The sequence below is a fragment of the Actinoplanes sp. NPDC026623 genome (assembly GCF_040638275.1).
Taxonomy (GTDB): Bacteria; Actinomycetota; Actinomycetes; order Mycobacteriales; family Micromonosporaceae; genus Actinoplanes.
In genome coordinates this window covers 1-19482 of sequence record NZ_JBEZXZ010000167.1, presented here as the reverse complement: position 1 = coordinate 19482, position 19482 = coordinate 1, and the positions used below count along the sequence as shown (strand labels likewise).

Sequence of the window (19482 nt, the reverse complement as noted above, 5' to 3'; positions counted from 1 at the left end):
TCCGGCTGCCGGGCATGCCGGTGATACCGGCCCTCGGCGTGATCTTCTCGATCTGGCTGATCACGTTCCTCACCCCGACCACCTGGCTGCGCTTCGCGGTGTGGTTCATCATCGGCATGATCATCTACTTCGCGTACGGCCGCCACCACTCGAAGTTGAGTCCCACCCGGGAGCCCGCCGACGACTAGGGTGGCGCCCGCGAGCCGAGCGCCACCCGATCGGTCAGGAGCCGTAGACCTGGAACTCCCACAGCGAGTAGCCGTACTGGGTGGCCCGCTGTGTGCCGTTCATCCGGACGTACCTCCCCGACCCGGACACGGCGAGCGTCTGGTTGCCGCCCGTGCCGGTCGTCGTCGACGAGATCGTCGTCCAGTTCGTACCGTCGTTGGAGGTCTGGATCTGGAAGGCCCTGGCGTACGCCGCCTCCCAGTTCAGCACCACCTGGGAGATCGCGTGCGTGGCGCCGAGATCGACGCGCACCCACTGCGGGTCGCTGAACGCGCTCGACCAGCGGGTGCCGGTGTTGCCGTCGGTCGCCGCCGAGGCCGGCGTGCCGGCGTTCTCGGTCGACGACGCGGTGGTCGGCCTGCCCTGGGACAGATTGGTGCCGGTCGGCGGCGGCGTGGTGCCGCCGGGGCCCTTGTTGTAGACGGCGACCCAGTCGACGGTCAGCTGCCCGCCGGAGATCGTCGAGGCGTTGGGCCCGCCGCCGAAGGCGTCCGGGAAGCCGCCGCCCATGGCCAGGTCATAGATGATGAAGAACGGGTGGTCCACCGCGTTGGCCCAGGTGGTGGCGTCGACGCGGTTGGCCGGCAGGGTGAAGTAGTTGGCGCCGTCGAGGTACCAGCGGATCTCCTCCGGCGACTTCGACCGGTCGATCTCGACCGCGTAGTTGTGGAAGCCGGTCTGGCAGCCGGAGCAGGCGCGCTCGCCGCTGCCGAGCCCGGTGGACTCGTTGCAGGGACCGCCCGGATTGACGCCGCAGTGCAGGGTCCCGAAGAGCGAGCTGCGCCCGTTGATGTCCTCGAGGATGTCGACCTCGCCGCTCTTCGGCCAGGTCACCCCCGAGCGCAGCGGCGCGCCCAGCATCCAGAACGCCGGCCAGTATCCGGCGCCGTTGGCGGTGGTGACGTTGGGCTGCTGCAGGCGCGACTCCATCCGGACGACGCCGCCGGGTGCGGCGCCGAAGGTGGCGGCCTGGGTCTCGATGCGCCCGGAGGCCCAGCCCGATCGCGGGGCGGTGCCGCTGTGCAGGGCCCGCAGGACCAGGTGGCCCGCGCCGTCCTGGAAGACGTTCGCGGTGCTGCTGGTCATGGTCTCGATCTCGCCCGTGCCGAAGGTGCTGCCCGGGCCGGTGTCGTACTTCCAGGTGCCGGTGTTCACGCCGGTGTTCGCGGCGCCGGTGAAGTCGTCGCTCCACGTTGTCGTGAAGCCTGCCGGGGGAGCATCGACCGCGGCTGCTGCCGCCGCGGCCGGTGTGACGGTGGTGGGCTCGCCGGCGTGGGCCGCGGCGGTCACCGCGAGCAGGCCGGCGGTGGTCGCGGCGGTGGCGGCGGCCATCCAGGTACGCCGCCGGCTGTCGTTGATTCGCATGGTTCTCCCTTGCGAACGGGGGATACACCCGCGGCCAGGGGCGGAGGACATGCGGAACCCGTACGCCGGACGATGCGCGTGGCGTGCCGGGCTGGGCTGTGCCTCGGCCTGGGGATGGGCCGGGTGCCTCACTCGATGCCGGCACCGGGGTGTGCCGGCAACGCTGCGGATGGGGAAAGAGAGCGCTCTCCATGCAGCTAACAACTCGGCTCCACCGCCGTCAAGACGTCCGCTGCGAGATTTTCCCGGCGCGGACGGCATCGATGAGGTTTAAGACGCCTCCGGCACGGAACTCGGCACAGGTATGGCGGTAGCCCCGCGCCTGCCATGACGCCTGCGGAGGTCACGATGACAGCGGTCACGCCTCGCCCGGTACAGACCCGGCCCTGGCCGGTGCGACGTCAGGTGCGCGGTTCCGCGCTCGCCCGAATCCTGCGGACCACCGATGCGAAGCAGATCGGCCTGATGTACCTGACCACGTCGTTCGTCTTCTTCATGGCCGGCGGCCTGATGGCCCTGCTGATGCGGGGCGAGCTGGCCCGCCCCGGCATGCAGTTCCTCTCGCCCGAGCAGTACAACCAGCTGTTCACCATGCACGGCACGATCATGCTGCTGCTGTTCGCGACCCCGATCGTGTTCGCCTTCGCGAACTACATCATCCCGCTGCAGATCGGCGCCCCGGACGTGGCGTTCCCGCGGCTCAACGCGTTCGCGTACTGGCTGTATCTGTTCGGCGGGACCATCGCCGTCGGCGCCTTCTTCACCCCCACCGGCGCGGCGGACTTCGGCTGGACCGCCTATGCGCCGCTCAGCGACCAGCAGCACTCGCCCGGGTTGGGCGGGAACATGTGGGTGGTCGGGCTGGTCCTGTCGGGCCTGGGCACGATCCTCGGCGCGGTCAACATGGTCACCACCATCGTCACCCTGCGTGCGCCGGGCATGACGATGTTCCGGATGCCGGTCTTCACGTGGAACATCCTGGTCACGATGATCCTGGTGTTGGCGATCTTCCCGTTCCTGGCGGCCGCGCTCCTGGCGCTCGGTGCCGACCGGATCCTCGGCGCGCACGTCTTCGAACCGTCCACCGGCGGCCCGATGCTGTGGCAGCACCTGTTCTGGTTCTTCGGCCATCCCGAGGTGTACGTCGTCGCGCTGCCCTTCTTCGGCATCATCACCGAGGTCATTCCGGTGTTCAGCCGCAAGCCGGTCTTCGGCTACAAGGGGCTGGTCGCCGCGACGCTGCTGATCGGCATGTTGTCGTTCAGCGTGTGGGCGCATCACATGTTCGCGACCGGCCAGGTGCTGTTGCCGTTCTTCAGTTTCCTGAGCTTCCTGATCGCCGTGCCGACCGGAATGAAGTTCTTCGTGTGGATCGGCACGATGTGGCGCGGGCGGCTCAGCTTCGAGACCCCGATGATGTTCTCCCTCGGCTTCATGGTCACGTTCCTGCTCGGCGGCCTCACCGGCGTGCTGCTGGCCAGCCCGCCGCTCGACTTCCACGTGCACGACTCGTACTTCGTCGTCGCGCATTTCCACTACGTGCTCTTCGGCACGATCGTGTTCGCCGTCTTCGCCGGCATCTATTTCTGGTTCCCCAAGATGACCGGCCGGATGCTCGACGACCGCCTCGGCAAGGTGCATTTCTGGCTGACCTTCGTCGGCTTCCACACCACCTTCCTCGTCCAGCACTGGCTCGGCGCCGAGGGCATGGCCCGCCGCTACGCCGACTACCTGCCCTCGGACGGCTTCACCACGCTCAACACCATTTCCACCGTCGGCTCGTTCATTCTCGGCGCCTCCACCCTGCCGTTCCTCTACAACGTGTGGAAGTCGTACCGGGTCGGGCCGCTCGTCACCGCCGACGATCCCTGGGGCCACGGCAACTCCCTGGAGTGGGCCACCAGCTGCCCGCCGCCGCTGCGCAACTTCGACCGCATTCCGCGCATCCGGTCGGAGCGGCCGGCCTTCGACGCCAAGTTCCCCGAGCTCGCGGCCGGTGCGCAGAGCGAGGCCGGGCCACCCGAGGGCGGCGCCCGGCCGTTCAGCAGCGAGTCCGACGGCGGCGCCAGGTATGTCGAGGACAAGTGAGCTGGTTGAAAACCGGTTAGAAGCCCGCTGGTGGGGGAAGCAGCGGTCGAACCTCGGTTGTCACCGACCGTCCGGATGCCTGGAGGAGCCGGCATGAACTCCCACCGCAAGGCCGACGACTTCGACGTCGCCGCGGCCGCCACCACGAAGACCGGAGAGGACAAGTCCGCCGACCTGTCCGCGGTGTCACCCGACGCGGGCCCCGACAACCCGGCACAGCTCAGAGCCGGGGGAGTGTTCGCGGCGCTGAAACGCACCGTCAAGGAGTTCTCGCAGGACAACATCTCCGACTGGGCCGCCGCGCTGACCTACTACGGCGTGCTGTCCATCTTTCCGGGGCTGCTGGTGCTCGTGTCGCTGCTCGGCATGCTCAGCAGCAACGGTCAGAAGACCGTCCAGGACGCCGTTGAGGAGCTCGCCCCGAGCCAGCAGTTGCAGAGTCTGGTCAACACCGTCCTGGGTCAGGTCAAGGACCCCGGCGCAGCGGGGATCGCCGCGATCGTCGGTCTCGTCGTCGCGTTCTGGTCCGCGTCGGGGTACATCGCGGCCTTCATGCGGGCGTCCAACGCCGTCTATGACGTTCCGGAGGGCCGGCCGATCTGGAAGACCCTGCCCATCCGCGTCGGTGTCACCGCCGTCGTCGGCGTCATGCTCGTCATCTCGGCCGCCATCGTGGTCTTCACCGGCGATCTCGCCGAGATCGTCGGTGAGAAGATCGGCCTCGGCTCCGTCGCGGTACTGACCTGGAACATCGCCAAGTGGCCCGTCCTGGTGATTCTGGTCAGCCTCATGTTCGCCATCCTGTACTGGGCCTCGCCGAACGCCAGGACCGGCGGCTTCCGGTGGGTCAGCCCCGGCGGCATCCTCGCCGTCGTGCTGTGGCTGATCGCCTCCGCCGCCTTCGCGATCTACCTGGCGAACTTCGCCAACTACAACAAGACGTACGGCACCCTGGGTGGCGTCATCGCCTTCCTGGTCTGGATGTGGATCAGCAACATCGCCATTCTGCTCGGCGCCGAGTTCGACGCCGAGCTCGAACGGGGCCGCGCCATCGCCGCCGGTCAGGACCCGTCCGATGAGCCGTTCCTCCAGCTCCGCGACGACCGCAAGATCAAGGATGGCAGCGAGCGGGGCCTGAGCTCCGGGTAACGGCGGGGCGGGGTATGCCCCGCCGTTACGCAGTGGGGTCAGGACAGGGGCTGGCCGCCTGTCACACCGAGCACCTCGCCGGTGACGTAGCTGGACTCCTGCGAGGCGAAGAAGACATAGGCCGGTGCCAGCTCGGCCGGCTGGCCGGCGCGGCCGAGCGGCGTCTGCTCGCCGAACGACTCCACCTTCTGGTCCGGCATCGTGGCCGGGATGAGCGGCGTCCAGATCGGTCCCGGCGCCACCGAGTTGACGCGGATGCCCTTCTCGGCCAGCCCCGCGCCGAGAGCCTTGGTGAAGGCGACGATCCCCGCCTTCGTCGTGGCATAGTCGAGCAGCTCCGGCGAGGACTGGTACGCCTGGATCGACGCCGTGTTGATGATCGTGGAACCCGGCTTCATGTGCGGCACGGCGGCTCGGCTCAGCCAGAACATCGCGTACAGGTTGGTCTTCATGACCCGGTCGAACTGCTCCGTGCTGATGTCGGTGATTCCCCCCGGCTGTGCCATCTGGTACGCCGCGTTGTTCACCAGGATGTCCAGGCCGCCGAGCTCGCCGACCGCCCGCTCGACGACGGCGGCGCAGTGCGCCTCGTCGCGGATGTCGCCGGGGACCGTGACCGCCCTGCGTCCCGCCTTCTCCACCAGTTGGGCGGTGTCACGGGCGTCCGCCTCCTCCTCGGGCAGATAGGCGATGAGCACGTCGGCTCCTTCGCGGGCGAAGGCGATGGCGACCGCCCGCCCGATGCCGGAGTCACCGCCGGTGACGATGGCCTTCTTGCCGGACAGCCGGCCACTGCCGCGGTAGCTGTCCTCACCGTGGTCGGGTTCGTCGTCCATCTGGCCGGTGATCCCGGGGTGCGGAATCTGCTCGCTCTCCTGCTCCTGCGGCGCGCTGTACTGGTCCTGCGGGTCCTGCTTGCCGTACTGGTCCTGGGTCACGACATGTCCTTTCCGTACGATGGCTGATCGGTCGCGCTGCCGCCCACCGCGGGGTCGGCGGGATCTCGCCGTTCGGGCGGGCTCAGTGGTAGTCGGGTGCGTCGGTCTCGTGGACGGCCAGCTCCTCGGCGCTGGGACCGCCGCCGGCGGCTCCGGCGTCGTACGCGACGCTGTCCGCCTCGGTGTCGTAGCCGTCGCCCTCGTCCGCCTCGACCAGCCGGCCGACCGGCTCCGGTGTGGTGCCGTCCAGCCGGCCGAAGTCGTAGATCGATACCTTGGAGCCGGGGTCGGAGGTGGGGCTCTCGCCGTTGACGTCGGCGTCCAGCTGGGCCCGGGCCGCGCTCTGCCCGTCGATCGCGTCGTCTTCCCGGACCTCGGGTGGCTGCGTCGCATCCTCCGGCTGTATGTCCGGTTCCTCCTGCGCGAGCCGGTCGTCGAGCGACTCGCCGGCCCGCTGCTCCCGCGCCGTCGTGCCGAACCGGTCGAGCGCCAGTGGCCGGTCGGCGGGCAGCGCCGCCGGGTCCGGGCCGTCCGCCCATCGCCCGCTCCGGACATCGTCGTACGCGGTGGAGTCGTCGTCGGCCGTGTCCGGCAGCCCTTCGGCCTCCGGATCCGACACCGGCCGGGGATAGTCGTTTCGCATGGCCCTCGCCTACCCGGCCACCGGCGACTCATGCCTGCCTCATGCGGGCTGTGCCGCACCGCGAGAAGGCCCAAGTCCCCGTACGGCGCGAAGCGACAGCGCCACCGCCGATCTCGGGTTCACAACCTTCGAGACCGGCGGTGGCTGCCTGATGCCCACGGACAATCGGACAGGTCGCCGAGCCGTCCGCGGGTGCCGGGCTCAGGGGCGCCGGACGACGCTCTGGCCCGGGTCCACGACCACAGTCGCGGTGATCGTGCCCTTCGTCCGGAACGTCACGGTCACCTGCTCGTCCGTCGGGTTGACGGCGAGCAGCCGAGGATGATCGGCGCTGCCGAAGGCCAGGCCGTACGGACCGTCCGCCACCACGGCCGGCTGCGGCGGACCGTACGCGGCCAGCATCTCCACCCAGTACCGCACCATCGCGCGGCTGGTGCTGTCCTCGCGCGGTAGCGTCGCCGTGAGCCGCTTGCGGGCCGTCGCGGGATCGGCAACCGCGAGATCGGCCGCGAACAGATCGCCCCAGACCCGCGGTGCGCCGCCCACCTCGCGCGCCAGTTCGGCCGAGCGGGCTGCCGCCTGCCTCGGATCGCCCCGGTAGAGCGAGCCGAAGGTGAGGGGCAACAGCTGGATCCCCATGATCGACTCCGGCTTGGGATCGAACCAGGTGGCGTAGTCGACCTTGGCGTCCCACACGATCCCGGCCACGGTGTGCCGGTAGCCGGCCGGGCGTTCCAGATTCTCGCCGAGCCAGTACATCTTTGCGGTCGCCGCCTCCAGCGCGTAGTGGGTGACACCGTACGCCGTCAGGTCGGCGTCCTTCGCGACGATGCCCCAGCGGGTGGCCGCCTCCCAGGCCGCGACCGCCTCGCTGGACGACTCCTGGTTGTTGCCGTCGGCGAACGGGGCGAATCCGGACGCCGCCGAGTGCCCGAGGTACGCGTTGAACGCCCGGAAGGCCGGGAATCCGTCGGCTCCACTCGCCGACAACGTGCCGCTGTAGTCGCGCGCCACCAGACTCACGGCGCCACCGTAGTCACGGAGGAAGGCCGGGTCCGCCTCGGCGAGCACCGCCGCGGCCCGCACCAGGTGTCCGTACTGGAAGTGGTGGTCGTTGTAGTCGTTGCTGCCGAACTCCGCGGGCACGGCGATCAGCCCGCCCCACGTCTGGTCGTAGGCGAAGTACCGGGTATCGCCCGGACCGTCGTAGGTGAGCCAGTCGACGAGTCCGGTCCGCAGTCGCTTCAGCGCCGCCTGCTGCTGGGGCAGCGCCCCGACGCCCTTGGCGACCTCCGCGACGGTGGACAGCCGACCCAGTTCCTTCAGCCCGAAATAGCTGCCGCCGTCGGCGGTGGGCGGCTTGGCGGCGAGGTCGCGGTCGAGATCGTCCAACACGGCGGCGCGGGCCGGGCCGGACAGCGGGATCGCCGGCACCTCGGTGATCAAACCGGGCATCGGCACCCTGACACGCAGTCCGGCGCCACGCACCACGGACAGGGGCCCCAGGGCATCCGGGTACGCCCCGGCCATCGGTTGCGGGCCGCCGTCGGCAACGAGGTTGGCCCGCTGGTGCGGCAGCAGCGCCCAGACACCGGGTCTGCCGGACCGGCGTTCGGCCAGCAGGGTCTGCGTCACCGCGCCGGCGACGCCGTCGTATGCCATGTACGACGTCGTCCGGGTCACCGGGTCGCCGGCCGCGCCGATCAGCGCCTGCGTCCACTCGGCGTCGTTCACCCCGTCCGGCACGCGGGCCACCGCGATCGCGGTCCTGTCGGACCGGTCCACGGTGAGCCGGTTGCCGTCCTGGCGCCAGCCGGCACCATCCTCGGCCTGAACGTCCCAGCGCTGCCCGGCGATGCTGAGCTGGGCCAGCGACCCGGTACCGCCGAGGCGTCGGACCGGACCGGTCGCGGTGAGCGACGGCCTGGCGTCCTGGAAATCCAGGTAGAGCAGCGGGCTGCCCTGCACCAGGGTGATCTCTACCGCCCCGCCGCCGCGGAGTTCGGCGCGCAGCACGACGTGGAAGGCCCCGTACCCGACGACCCGCGTCGTGGCGATCGGGCCGGCCGCCGTCAGGGCCGGTCGGAAGGGCGTCACCACGGCCTTGGCGGTCGCGGTCGCGGCGGCCGCGCTGACCGCGATCCCGTCGCCGGTGTTCTTGACGGCCAGTGGATGGGCCCAGATCGGCTGTTGCAGGGAGGCGGTCAGGGCGGAGGTCCACCACTGATTCGTGGGTAGTGCCTGCCCGGTCAGCGGCGGCCCGGCCTGTACCGGGCGCCGCGTCGGGCTCATGTCCGCGGGCAACGTCTCGGACAGGCTGGCCTTTCCGCCCATGCTGGGGCGGTGAACCAGAGTGGTTGCGGCCCCTTCGCTCAAGGCTCCGTTCACGGACGCCGTAAGCTCCGGTTTCCACACCTTCGGCTCATCTCCTCCCCAGCACGCCGCGGTGATCAGCACCGTGGGCAGTACGCATGCGGCGGTCACGATCCGCCGGAGGCCGGCCCTCATCCGGCACTGTTCACTGCGGGCGTCCGGCCAACCGCGCTGCCGGTGTCGATCTGGGCGGTGAAGCGCAGCCCGGGCACCAGCGCACTGACCGTGTCCACGTCGCCGGTCCGGGGCAGCAGCACGACCGTGAGCTGCTCATGGTCCGCCTTCTGCTCCTCGGTCAGCGGTGCGTCCGAGAGCGGGTCGAGACCGACCCGCGGCTCCACGTGGTCGAGCGTGGCCGACACCGGACGGTCGAGACCGGGGCCGGTGATGCGGGCGGCCATGCCGAGGCGCAGGCTGCGGAGCTCCTCTTCCGTCGCCTTGGCCTGGAACGCCAGCTTGGTGTGGTCGTACAACGTGATGATCGGTTCGCCGGAGCCCACCACGCCGCCGAGGGCGATGTCGATCCTCGATACGGTGCTGGGCGTGGGTGCCCGCAGCGTCTCGGTCGCCGGCTGCCCGGGGTGGGCGGGGTCCTCGGCAAGCTTCACCTGGGCCAGTGCCTGACCCGCGGCGACCCGGGAATGCTCGGTCACCAGCACCTGGGTCACGACGCCGGCGCCGGTGGAGCCGACCGGCAGGGCATCCGCGGTCAGCGTCGCCTCGTCGAGGGTGACGAACGCGCTCTCGGCGAGCCGGTGCGTCACCACGTAGGTACCGCCGGCGGCCGCGCCGCCGATCAGGACGAGGGTGACGAAGAACGTCCGAACGGCCGGCAGCCGGGACCTGAGGGTGCGCTTGGCTTCGCCCCGCGACACCGGCTCGGGCGCGGTAGGCGGCGCCGGGGAGGTGGACTGTTCGCGATTGTCGTGCTCGACCATAGTGGTCATGGCGATATCCCTTTGAACGGTGTTACAGAAGCAATGGGTTCGGTCGGCCGGCCGCGCTTACCCGGCGGAGGCGATCACGGGCACGCCCGCCGGCTCGGACGGCACGCCGGTGGCGGGCCGGTCGGCGGGGGCCGGCGGCGGCTCCTGTCCGCCGGTGACCGATTCGACGATCATCCGGCCGAGAATGAGCACGATCATGGTGGCCCACGCGACGGAGAGCCACGTCGGTGCCGGATCGGCCATGACGACGAGCCCGGCGACGATGCCGGTCACGTTGAGCAGCAACAGCGCCACCTGCGGCATGACCACCCACAGCGACCGGGTGCCGGCGCCGGCCTGATTCGTCGCGCTCCACTTCGCCGGCCTGCGGCGCAGGGTGGCCCAGAATGCCCGGGCGTGCACCGGCGCCGCCCCGATGCTGGCCACGATGGCCGACCCCTTGAAACCACCGGACTGCAACCAGGTGACGAGCAGGACCATCGCCTGGAACGGCAGGTAGTGCGCCGCCCAGGTGAGCCCGTCAGCCCTGATCGGGCTCAACGCGAACAACAGGTACAGGGCCGGGAACAACATAAATGTGATCATCGCCAGCGACAGCAGGTAGTGCGTGCCGACGAACAGGTACTGCAGCCGCTGGTCGATGGTCAGGCCGCCGCCCCGGCGAAACAGCCGGCCGCGCAGCAGCACCTCGAAGCCGCCGCTGGACCAGCGGAGCTGCTGCTTCAGGTAGGACGTCACGTCCACCGGCGCCAGCCCACGGGCCAGCACGTGCGGCACGTAGATCGACTTCCAGCCACGCCGGTGCAGCTCGAGAGACGTCCAGATGTCCTCCGAGTTGCTCCCGGTGGCGATGCCGCCGATCTCGTTCAGGGCCGCCCGCCGGAACATGACATTCGTGCCGACGCAGAACGCCGCGTTGAAGTGGTTCTTCCCCGGGCAGACCAGCTCGTAGAAGATGCGCTGCGCCTCCGATGAACCGGTGGAGACGAGGTTCGCCTGGTTGGTGTAGGACTGTGGTGACTGGACGAACGCGACCGCCGGGTCGTCGAAGTGTGGCAGGATCTGGAGCAGGAAGTTCGGCTCCGGGACGTGGTCGGCGTCGAGGATGACCACGTACTCGCCGGTCGTCCGGGCGAGAGCCGCGTTGACGTTGCCGGCCTTCGCGTGCCGGCCGCCCTCCCGGCGCAGGTAGCCGACCCGCTCCTCGGCGCAGATGGCCTGCAGGACGTCGCTGTCCCCGTCATCGAGGACCCAGGTCCGGTGCGGCAGGACCACGTCGCGGGCGGCCCGCAACGTCGTGCGGACGAGTTGCGGATCCTCGCCGTAGGCGGTGATGAAGACGTCGATGACCGGCATCCGGCCACCGGCACGGAGCTGGTGCCGCGCCACCGTCACGTCGGCGGACTCGTCCCGGTTGTCGTGGGCGAGGATGGTCCACCACGTGCCGATGGCGTGCAGGGCGGTCAGGCCCTCGGCCAGCAGCATCGCGGTCCACAGCCAGGTCGGGCCGCGGTACTGCGGGTCGAGCAGGAAGGCCTGGTAGAACAGCGTCGCGAGCAGCGCGCCCAGGATGGCGACCCGGGTGGACCGCTGAAGCGGCCGCCAGGCCTGGCGGGGCGCACCGGCCGCGCGGGATTGCGGACTGGTGGTCGGCATGGTTGCTCCAAGAAATTCCGTGGCCCCGAGATCGAGGCCGGGAGATGCCTGCCCGACGGTGCTGGTCCATCCCCGTCGGTCGCAGAGCTGACCGCGCGACATTGCGTGGACAATCGATTGTTTCGCGCCGGTTAAACGGCGGCCATGCGCGCCACCGCCACCCAACACATTGATTTTGAACATTGCCAGACGTCGGCGTCCGGTCACGAACGTTAGGGGCAGCGGCCGTCATTGGCAAATCCTGTGATTGGCGGCATAGATCGACCGGCCTTGATGGAAACCAAATCGTTGTCCCCAGTAAACACGGCGTTCATCGATGCCCTGGCGGCCTGCCGGGTTGTTGCAGGTCAACGCCGGAACTCAAAGCGAAACGTGATGCGCATCGCGGATTACCCCCATCGCCGAGGAATCGCTTCCCGGTCGAGGTGGCGGGGTGTCGCAGCACCCTGGCGCGCCGGTGTTTGGCCTGGTCAGACCGCATGCATGGTATGGACGCCGATATTCTTGCGCAGTTTGAAAACGATCACCGCCGGGCGCCGATGCGTGTCACTGATCAAACTCGCGCGCGATGATTGTCATTTGCCGGGGCCAGCCACTCGTGCAGCCGCGCCATGCCCCATCAGTGATCTTGTATTGGGCACGTCTATTTGCGATCGGAACCGGCGGATGTATACCGTGACAAGGCAACCCGGTCGCATCGGAAGGGCATAATAATCGATGTCGGTGACCAGATCCTTCAATGAAAGTGACGACGGCCACGGCGGCCCTCATTCGAGGCGTGCGGCTTCGGGACACGAACGTCCGACCCTGGAGACCGTCGCCGCCCTGGCCAAAGTGTCCCGAGCGACGGCGTCCCGGGTCGTCAATGGCTCGACATCGGTGTCGCCCGACATCCGGGACGCGGTGCTGGACGCCGTCGGGGTGCTGAACTACGTGCCCAACCGGGTCGCCCGTGGTCTGGTGACGCACCAGATGGACTCGTTCGCCCTCGTTCTCACTGAATCGGCCGGCCGGATCTTCGTCGAGGACCCCTTCTTCGCCACCGTGGTCCACGGCGTCGTCCAGGAGTTGGACGCGGCCGGCAAGGAATTGGTCCTGCAGGTGGTGAGCTCCCCACAGAGCCGGGAGCGGATCACCAACTACGCCATTGGCGGACACGTGGACGGTGTCCTGGTGGTGTCCGTCGACGGCGCCGACGAGTTACCCATGACGCTCGCCGGCAAGAACGTTCCGGTCGTGGTCAACGGACGTCCGATGGGCCGGTCGGCGGTGCCGTACGTCGACGTCGCCAACGCGGACGGCGCTCGGCAGGCCGTACGGCGTCTGGTGGACTCCGGCCACCGGCGGATCGCCACGATCGCCGGACCGCAGAACGCCCCGGGCGCGGTCGACCGGCTCGCCGGATACCGGGCCGAGTTGCGCGACTCGCGCCGCCGGCCGATCGTGGCCGTCGGCAACTGCACGGAGGAATCCGGCAGTTCGGCGATGCGGCGGCTGCTCGACGAGCATCCGCGGCTCGACGCGGTCTTCGTCGCCTCCGATCTGATGGCGCACGGCGCCGTCAGGGCGCTGCGGATGTCCGGTCGGCGGGTGCCCGACGACGTCGCGGTCATCGGGTTCGACGACACCGAGGTGGCCCGTTACACGGATCCTCCGCTGACCACCGTGCGCCTGCCCATCCTGGACATCGGCCGCACGATGGCGCGGCAGGTGCTCCGGCTGGCCGGTGGCGAGCCGGTCGAGCGGTCCATCCTGCTCGGCACGGAGTTCGTCGTCCGCGAATCGACCTGCTAGCGCCGCGACCAGGAACGTTCACGGGGTTGGATGACACGCCGCCCGGCTGACGGGTGGCCGGCACGGTGGCGTTCAGGCTGTCGCTGGGCCGCCGCGAAGCTTGTCGATTCGCTGAGCCGCATGCCCCGCGAGGTGTGGCCGTTCAGCGGGCCGAGAGCAGGTGGCTGGCCTCGGCCGGGCCGTCGGTCAGCGCCTGCGCCCGCTCCTCGGCGTCCCGGTCGGCGCCGGTGAGCCGGCCGGTGTGCTGGCGTAGATGCTCGTCCCAGCTCGGCACCAGGTACGCCTCGACGAACCGGTCCGGATGTTCGCCGTCGCGGAACAGCTCCCAGCGAACCGCGCCGGTTCGCAGACGGCTGCGGCGGACCGCCTCCATCGCGGCGCGGAAGGCCTCCTCGTGCCGCGGGCTCACCGGGTAGGTGACTGTGACGAGGACCGGGCCGTCGGCGTCCTCCGGTTCCAGCTCCAGGTGCGGTTCCGGCCAGTACGTCGCGGGATCCCGGTTCAGCCCGGTCGTGTCCCGCATCGGCCACCAGCGCAGCGTCACCACCCCGGCGAGCATCAGCACGGCGGCGGTCAGATGTGCGACGACCAGGCCGGAGGCGTCGGAGAGCGCACCCCAGGCGAGGGCTCCGGCCGCCTGACCGCCGGCGAAGACCATCTGGTAGACGGCGAGGCCGCGGGCGCGCACCCAGCCCGGCAGGAACAGCTGCATGCTGGCATTGACGCTCGACAGCACCATCACCCAGGCGACCCCGGCGGGCAGCAGGGCCGCCACGACGGCGGCCTCGGAGCGGGTCAGGCCGAGAACCATGAGAACGGCGGCGAAGACCACGCCGGCAATGAGCAACAGCCGGTTCATCGACCAGCGGGTACGCATCCGGGGCAGCAGCAGCGCGCCGGCCACCGCGCCGATGCCGACGGCGCCGAGCAGCACGCCGTACCCGCCCGGTCCCAGGCCGAGGCGGCGGCTGGCGACCAGCGGCAGCAGCGCCCACAATGCGCTGCCGGGCACCAGGAAGAACGCCGCGCGCAGCAGGATACGCCGCACCACCGGCGAGTGACGCACGTACCGGCCGCCGGCGCGGACGGCGGCGCCGAACCGCTCCGGCGCGCCGGAGTGGTCCTCGGCCGGCCGGTGCCAGCGCCAGAGAACGAATGCGAAATAGGCGAAGCTGAGGGCGTTGAGACCGAACACCACGCCCGGGCCGGTGCGCGCGATCAGGACGCCGGCGATCGCCGGGCCCACAGCCCGGGCCAGGTTCATGCTGATCGCACCCAGTGCCGAGGCGGAGGCGAGCTGCGACCGCGGTACCAGGTCGGGGATCAGGGCCTGCCAGGCCGGGGCGGTCAGCGCCTGTCCGGCTCCGAGCGCGAAGGTCAAGGTCAGCAGCAGCGCGGCCGGCATTCGGCCGGCCACGGTCAGCGTGGTGAGCACCGCACCCACCCCGACGAGGGACAACTGGACGGCCATCAGCAGCCGTCGCCGGTCGAAGGTGTCGGCCAATGCCCCGGACGGCAGGGCGAACAACACGATCGGCAGGGTGCTGGCGGTCTGCACGACGGCCACCAGCGTGTCGGTGCCGGAGTGCTCGACCAGGAGCCATTGCGCGCCGACGGTCTGCATCCAGGTGCCGATGTTGCTGGCAAGCAGGGCCAGCCACAGGCTCCGATAGGTCGCGATGCGCAGCGGTGCCCACGCGGACGGGGCGGCGACCGTGGTTGACGAGGACGTGACGCTCACCGTCCTCGACTACCCCGGTGCGGCCTTTCCTACCGTCAGGGGAGAGAGCGCCCAGCACGGTGGAAACCACAAGGCGGTACGGCGCCCGAAGTTGGGCCGTGTAGCGGGGCCGGACCGGGGTAGCCGTTCGGAACCATCCGAGACTGGAGGACACACCATGGCGCAAGACACCCTGTCCCGATCGCTGCACGACGTCGGCCTCGCCGCCTGGTTCGGTGGAACGCTGGCCAACGCGGTCGCGCTCAACCCGGCCTCGGCCGAGGCGGACACCGCGAACGGCACCGGCCGGGTGGCGAACACCGGCTGGAACAAGTGGACCCCGGTCAACGCGGCCGCCATCGGCGCCCATCTGGCCGGCAGCGTCGGCGAGCTTGCCGGCAACCGGTCACGTCTGGTCGCCCAGCGCGGTGTCGGCACGATGGCGTTGACCAAGACCTGCCTGACGGTGGCGGCTCTGGCCGTGACCGGTTACAGCCGGTTACTAGGCCGCAAGGTCAACAAGGACACGTCGGTGCCGGCGCTGGCGGGCACCGAGCCCGCCGCGAGCACTCCGGACGACGTCGTCAAGGCGCAGAAGAAGCTGTCCGCGCTGCAGTGGGCCGTACCCGCGCTGACCGGCGCGCTGATCGTGATCAGCTCATTGGCCGGCGAACAGCAGCGGGCCGGCGAGGTGAAGAAGGGCATCCTCGCCCGGTTGACCGGGTGAGCGACGCCGTTCCGACGGCCTCGTGCCGCGCCCTCGTCGGCGCGGCACGACGCCCGGTGGAAGTGCGGCGTCGGGTGCTGGGGAGGAACGAGGTGAGTCTTTTGCAGTGGCTGGAGGCCTTTGATGACATTCTGAGCCGTTCGCACCTGTGGCCTCCAGACGACCTGGCCCGGGCCGTCGACGCGGCCGTGGCACGACTGGGCATGCGCGCCACGATCTGGCTGGTGGACTACGAGCAACTGGCGCTACGTCCGTTGCCCGTGACCGGCCGGGCGACACCGGAGCCGCTGCCGGTCGACTGTTCGCTGCCGGGGCGGGCCTTCGCACGGGTGGAGTCGATTCCGGGCACTCCCGACGGCGACAACCGCCGGTGGTGGGTGCCGATGGTCGACGGCACGGACCGGCTCGGAGCGCTGGAGGTCGTCTTCCCCTCCGGCGAGGCGGCGGAGAGCGGCGGGGCGGGGCGCGGCGATGCGGTGCGCCGGCTGGAGCTGCTGGCCGGCCTGGTGGGGCATCTGATCGCCACCACGTCGGAGCGGGGGGGACCACTTCGAGAAGGTACGGCGATCCCGGCCGATGTCCACAGCGGCCGAGCTGTTGTGGCGGCTGCTTCCGCCGCTGACCTCCAGTTGCGATCGCGCGGTGGTCAGCGCGATCCTGCAGCCCTGCTACGAGGTGGGCGGTGACGGCTTCGACTACACCCTGGACGGTGCGGCGGCACACCTGCTCATCCTGGACGGTGTCGGTAAGGGCCTCTCCGCCGGGCTGGCGTGCGCGGTTGCGTTGGCCGCGGTCCGGGCCGCCCGGCGCGACGGCCGTGGCCTCTACGACCAGGCGCGCGCCGCCGACGCGGCGTTGCTCGAGCAGTTCACCGATGCGCGCTTCGCCACCGCGGTGCTCGGTGAGCTCGACCTCGAGACCGGCCGGCTGCGGTATATCAACGCCGGCCATCCGGCGCCGCTGCTGCGGGCCGGCCGGATGGTGCGGGAGCTCAGCGGTGGCCGCCGGATGCCCCTTGGCCTCGACGATCCCGAGGTCGAGTTGGCGGAGGAGATACTCGAACCGGACGACCGGCTGCTCTTCTACACCGACGGCGTCACCGAGGCGAATGCCGGCGACGGTGAGCGGTTCGGCCTCGACCGCCTGGTCGACCTGGTTGAACGGCACTCCTGTTCGGGTCTGCCCGCTCCGGAGATCCTCCGGCGCCTGACGCACGCCGTCATGGAGCACCAGGGGGGTACCCCGGACGACGACGCCACGATGGTGCTGGTGCAATGGTCCGGTACCGCGGCAGCGAAGACCGTGCCGTGACCGGACAGCCCATCGAGAGAGTCGAGACCCGCTCATGGTTGAGCAGATCCTGACGGTGACCGCGGAACACCTGACGGGCCCGCTCGCCGTGCTGCGCGCGACCGGCGAGATCGACCGGGACAGCATCCAGTTGCTCGGCGACGCGGCGCATGAGGCCCTCGAGCAGGGCGCGCACCAGCTGATCATCGATCTGGCCGCGGTGACCTTCTGTGACTCGAGCGGTTTGCGCCTGTTCGTCCAGCTGCACCGGCAGACCGCCACCCGCGGGGGATCGCTGCGGCTGGCCGCCCTCCAGCCCTCGCTGTGGACGGTGCTGCGGGCCACCAACCTCGACCGCCTGCTCGCCGCGTACCCGACCGTCGACGAGGCCGTCCGGGCGGCCTGCGCCCAATAGCGCCGGCGCAGCACGGCCAGGCTGTGCGCGGCCATCGAGGGGCTCTCCCCGGCCTTGACACTCCAGCCGGTGGACGTCGCGAGCAGGGGGTCGGCGGTGTCCACCACGATCTCCCAGCTCTGCCCGTACGCCCGACCGGGCAGGGTGAAATCCAGCTTGTCCCCGGACGCGTTGAAGAAGAGCAGGAACGAGTCGTCGACGATCTGCTCGCCCAGCGCGTCCGGTTCGTGGATGCCCTCGCCGTTGAGGAACACGACGATGGTCCGGGCCGCCTCGGCGCCCCAGTCGGATCCGCTCATCGGCTCGCCGTCGGGGCGCAGCCAGGCGATGCCGGGCAGCCCGGCTGCGACGGTACGTCCGTAACCAGCTCGACCAGGTCGCGCCCGGCGGGTTGTGGGAGTCTCCGCGCACCTCGGTGGGAGCCTCCAAGACCTTGCAGCAGTTGGCCCGGATGGCCGGTGCCCCGCCGCTGCGGCGCGGGCCGTTCGTGGCGCGTCAAGAGAAGGACACCATGCGTGTATCGACCTTCGCTCCCAGCCGGGCCATTCCGGCGGAAACCGCTGTACGACAACGCATTTCCGCACGTGACGAAGAGGACGAAGAGCCGGTCGGCTGGTTCGACGGCTGTCCGCGCTGCCGCCGTCACACCCCGATCGCCGGGCGCTGCGCGATCAGGCCATCGAGGCGTGGTTGCCGATGGCCTACCGGCTTGCCCGCCGGTACGCCCGTCGCGGCGACCTGTTCGACGATCTGCGACAGGTCGCCACCATCGGCCTGATCAAGGCGGTGGACGGCTTCGACGCGCTACGCGGCACCGACTTCCCCGGCTACGCGATCCCCACCATCACCGGTGAGATGAAGCGCTACTTCCGCGACCGGACATGGTTCCTGCGGGTGCCCCGCCGGTTGCAGGAGCTGCGGCTCGACATCGGAGCGGCGCGGACGCAGCTCTGCAACAGCCTGGGCCGGTCACCGACGGTGGCCGACATCGCCGGCTACCTGCAAGTGTCCGAGGACGCGGTCCTGGAAGGACTCGAGAGCGGCTACGCGTACCGCGCGTTGTCACTGTCCAACCCGGTCGGTGACGACCCCGGGCTCACCCTGGGCGACACGATCGGCTCGACGGATCAGGGGTATGCCTCCGTGGAGTTCCACGTCGCCATGCCGCCGGTGCTGGCGCTGCTGACCGAGCGGGAGCGCCAGATCATCATCCTGCGCTTCTACGGCAATCTGACCCAGGGGAGTATCGCCGAGAAGGTCGGCGTCTCGCAGATGCACGTCTCTCGGATCCTTACGGGCGCCCTGGCCAAGCTGCGCGAGCGGCTCGTCGACACCTCGTAGCTGCGGCAGGGTAGGACTATGACGGATGGCGAGGTCGTATCCCCGGTCGGTGACGAACCAATCCACCTTCGACCCTATGACCCGGCCTGGCCAGGTCAGTTCGAGCTGGAGGCCAAGATCCTCACGGGGGCGTTGGGGTCTCATGTCGTCGGTGGGATTCACCATGTCGGCAGTACGGCCGTCCCCGGGATGACCGCCAAACCCATCATCGACATCATGATCGGTGTGACCGACCTCGACTCGTCGCGCCCCTACATCGATCTGCTGGCCGAGTTCGACTATTGCTATGCCCCGCACCGGCAGGACGTCATGCACTGGTTCTGCAAGCCGGACCCCGCCCACCGGAGCCATCATCTGCATCTGGTCCCGGCCGGTTCCCAGCGATTCACCGACGTACTCGCTTTTCGCGACTACCTCCGCACCCATCCTGCGGCCGTTCAGCAGTACGAGGCGCTAAAACGACAGCTCGCCATCCAGCACGCTCAAGATCGAAATGCGTACACCGATGGCAAGAGCGCCATGGTCGCCGCAATCACCGCAGACGCTCGCCGATGGCTGACCTGAACCCCGGTAGAACCAGACCGAGCCGTCGCGGAGACCGCTCTTCTCGAGAGCTGCGAAGCCTGTTGCGCCGGCACCGGGTCGGCCGCCGGCCTATTCGCGGGAGGAAGCCCAGGCCAGGGCGACCGCGGCGGCGTCCTCGGCGACCGCGGCCGGCACCGCGAAGTCGTGCCGGGTCGCATAGGCACGCCATCGGGCCCCGGCGTAACTCGCGCCCGCGGCGGCCAGGCCCGCGACCACGGCCGGC

General features: G+C 70.0%; 17 protein-coding genes. 10 read left to right on the top strand and 7 right to left on the bottom strand.

The window, feature by feature from the left end; genetic code table 11:
- Positions 1-188, top strand: a 188-nt coding sequence (locus AB0F10_RS34215; RefSeq protein ID WP_360634747.1) for an amino acid permease C-terminal domain-containing protein, incomplete at its 5' end; no start/stop codon positions are given.
- A 34-nt stretch (positions 189-222) separates the two neighbouring features.
- Here the strand turns inward: AB0F10_RS34215 and AB0F10_RS34210 are convergent.
- Positions 223-1593, bottom strand: coding sequence for a discoidin domain-containing protein (locus tag AB0F10_RS34210; RefSeq protein WP_360634744.1), 1371 nt, complete (start codon positions 1591-1593; stop codon positions 223-225).
- A 348-nt stretch (positions 1594-1941) separates the two neighbouring features.
- Between AB0F10_RS34210 and ctaD the strand changes: the two genes are divergently transcribed.
- Together ctaD and AB0F10_RS34200 are read left to right on the top strand one after the other, a co-directional pair.
- Positions 1942-3681 (top strand): cytochrome c oxidase subunit I, encoded by a 1740-nt coding sequence (gene ctaD, locus AB0F10_RS34205; RefSeq protein ID WP_360634741.1) that lies wholly within the window; start codon positions 1942-1944, stop codon positions 3679-3681.
- 93 nt (positions 3682-3774) lie between these two features.
- Complete coding sequence (locus AB0F10_RS34200) at positions 3775-4830, top strand: YihY/virulence factor BrkB family protein (RefSeq protein ID WP_360634738.1); 1056 nt, start codon at positions 3775-3777, stop codon at positions 4828-4830.
- 38 nt (positions 4831-4868) lie between these two features.
- On the opposite strand, the gene AB0F10_RS34195 is transcribed toward AB0F10_RS34200, so the two are convergent.
- From AB0F10_RS34195 to AB0F10_RS34175, 5 genes are all read right to left on the bottom strand, one after another.
- Positions 4869-5768, bottom strand: a complete 900-nt coding sequence (locus tag AB0F10_RS34195) for an SDR family oxidoreductase (RefSeq protein ID WP_360634735.1) — start codon at positions 5766-5768, stop codon at positions 4869-4871.
- Positions 5769-5850: 82 nt separating this feature from the next.
- Positions 5851-6411, bottom strand: coding sequence for a DUF5709 domain-containing protein (locus AB0F10_RS34190; protein WP_360634732.1), 561 nt, complete (start codon positions 6409-6411; stop codon positions 5851-5853).
- 201 nt (positions 6412-6612) lie between these two features.
- Complete coding sequence (locus AB0F10_RS34185; protein WP_360634729.1) at positions 6613-8745, bottom strand: glycosyl hydrolase; 2133 nt, start codon at positions 8743-8745, stop codon at positions 6613-6615.
- A gap of 170 nt (positions 8746-8915) precedes the next feature.
- Entirely contained in the window at positions 8916-9731 is an 816-nt protein-coding gene (locus AB0F10_RS34180) for an HlyD family efflux transporter periplasmic adaptor subunit (RefSeq protein WP_360634726.1), read from the bottom strand.
- Positions 9732-9788: 57 nt separating this feature from the next.
- Positions 9789-11387 carry a glycosyltransferase family 2 protein gene (locus AB0F10_RS34175; RefSeq protein ID WP_360634723.1) on the bottom strand — a complete coding sequence of 533 codons (1599 nt, stop codon included), beginning with the start codon at positions 11385-11387 and terminating at the stop codon, positions 9789-9791.
- An 807-nt stretch (positions 11388-12194) separates the two neighbouring features.
- On the opposite strand from AB0F10_RS34175, the gene AB0F10_RS34170 reads away from it, so the two are divergent.
- Positions 12195-13181 (top strand): LacI family DNA-binding transcriptional regulator, encoded by a 987-nt coding sequence (locus AB0F10_RS34170; protein ID WP_360634753.1) that lies wholly within the window; start codon positions 12195-12197, stop codon positions 13179-13181.
- 142 nt (positions 13182-13323) lie between these two features.
- Here AB0F10_RS34170 and AB0F10_RS34165 read toward each other — a convergent pair whose 3' ends face one another.
- Positions 13324-14922 carry an MFS transporter gene (locus tag AB0F10_RS34165; RefSeq protein WP_360634720.1) on the bottom strand — a complete coding sequence of 533 codons (1599 nt, stop codon included), beginning with the start codon at positions 14920-14922 and terminating at the stop codon, positions 13324-13326.
- Between the two features lie 157 nt (positions 14923-15079).
- Between AB0F10_RS34165 and AB0F10_RS34160 the strand changes: the two genes are divergently transcribed.
- From AB0F10_RS34160 to AB0F10_RS34135, 6 genes are all read left to right on the top strand, one after another.
- A complete protein-coding gene (locus tag AB0F10_RS34160; RefSeq protein WP_360634717.1) occupies positions 15080-15628 on the top strand; it encodes a hypothetical protein in 549 nt (182 codons plus the stop codon).
- On the top strand, positions 15625-16314 hold the full coding sequence (locus tag AB0F10_RS34155; protein WP_360634714.1) for a hypothetical protein: 690 nt from the start codon (positions 15625-15627) through the stop codon (positions 16312-16314). The genes AB0F10_RS34160 and AB0F10_RS34155 overlap by 4 nt, the downstream gene beginning before the upstream one ends.
- Entirely contained in the window at positions 16271-16939 is a 669-nt protein-coding gene (locus AB0F10_RS34150; protein ID WP_360634711.1) for a PP2C family protein-serine/threonine phosphatase, read from the top strand. Before AB0F10_RS34155 ends, AB0F10_RS34150 begins: the two co-directional genes overlap by 44 nt.
- A gap of 34 nt (positions 16940-16973) precedes the next feature.
- Positions 16974-17333 (top strand): STAS domain-containing protein, encoded by a 360-nt coding sequence (locus AB0F10_RS34145; RefSeq protein ID WP_360634708.1) that lies wholly within the window; start codon positions 16974-16976, stop codon positions 17331-17333.
- 612 nt (positions 17334-17945) lie between these two features.
- Positions 17946-18674, top strand: a complete 729-nt coding sequence (locus tag AB0F10_RS34140; RefSeq protein ID WP_360634750.1) for a SigB/SigF/SigG family RNA polymerase sigma factor — start codon at positions 17946-17948, stop codon at positions 18672-18674.
- Positions 18675-18692: 18 nt separating this feature from the next.
- Entirely contained in the window at positions 18693-19238 is a 546-nt protein-coding gene (locus AB0F10_RS34135) for a GrpB family protein (protein ID WP_360634705.1), read from the top strand.
- Positions 19239-19482 lie beyond the last annotated feature (244 nt).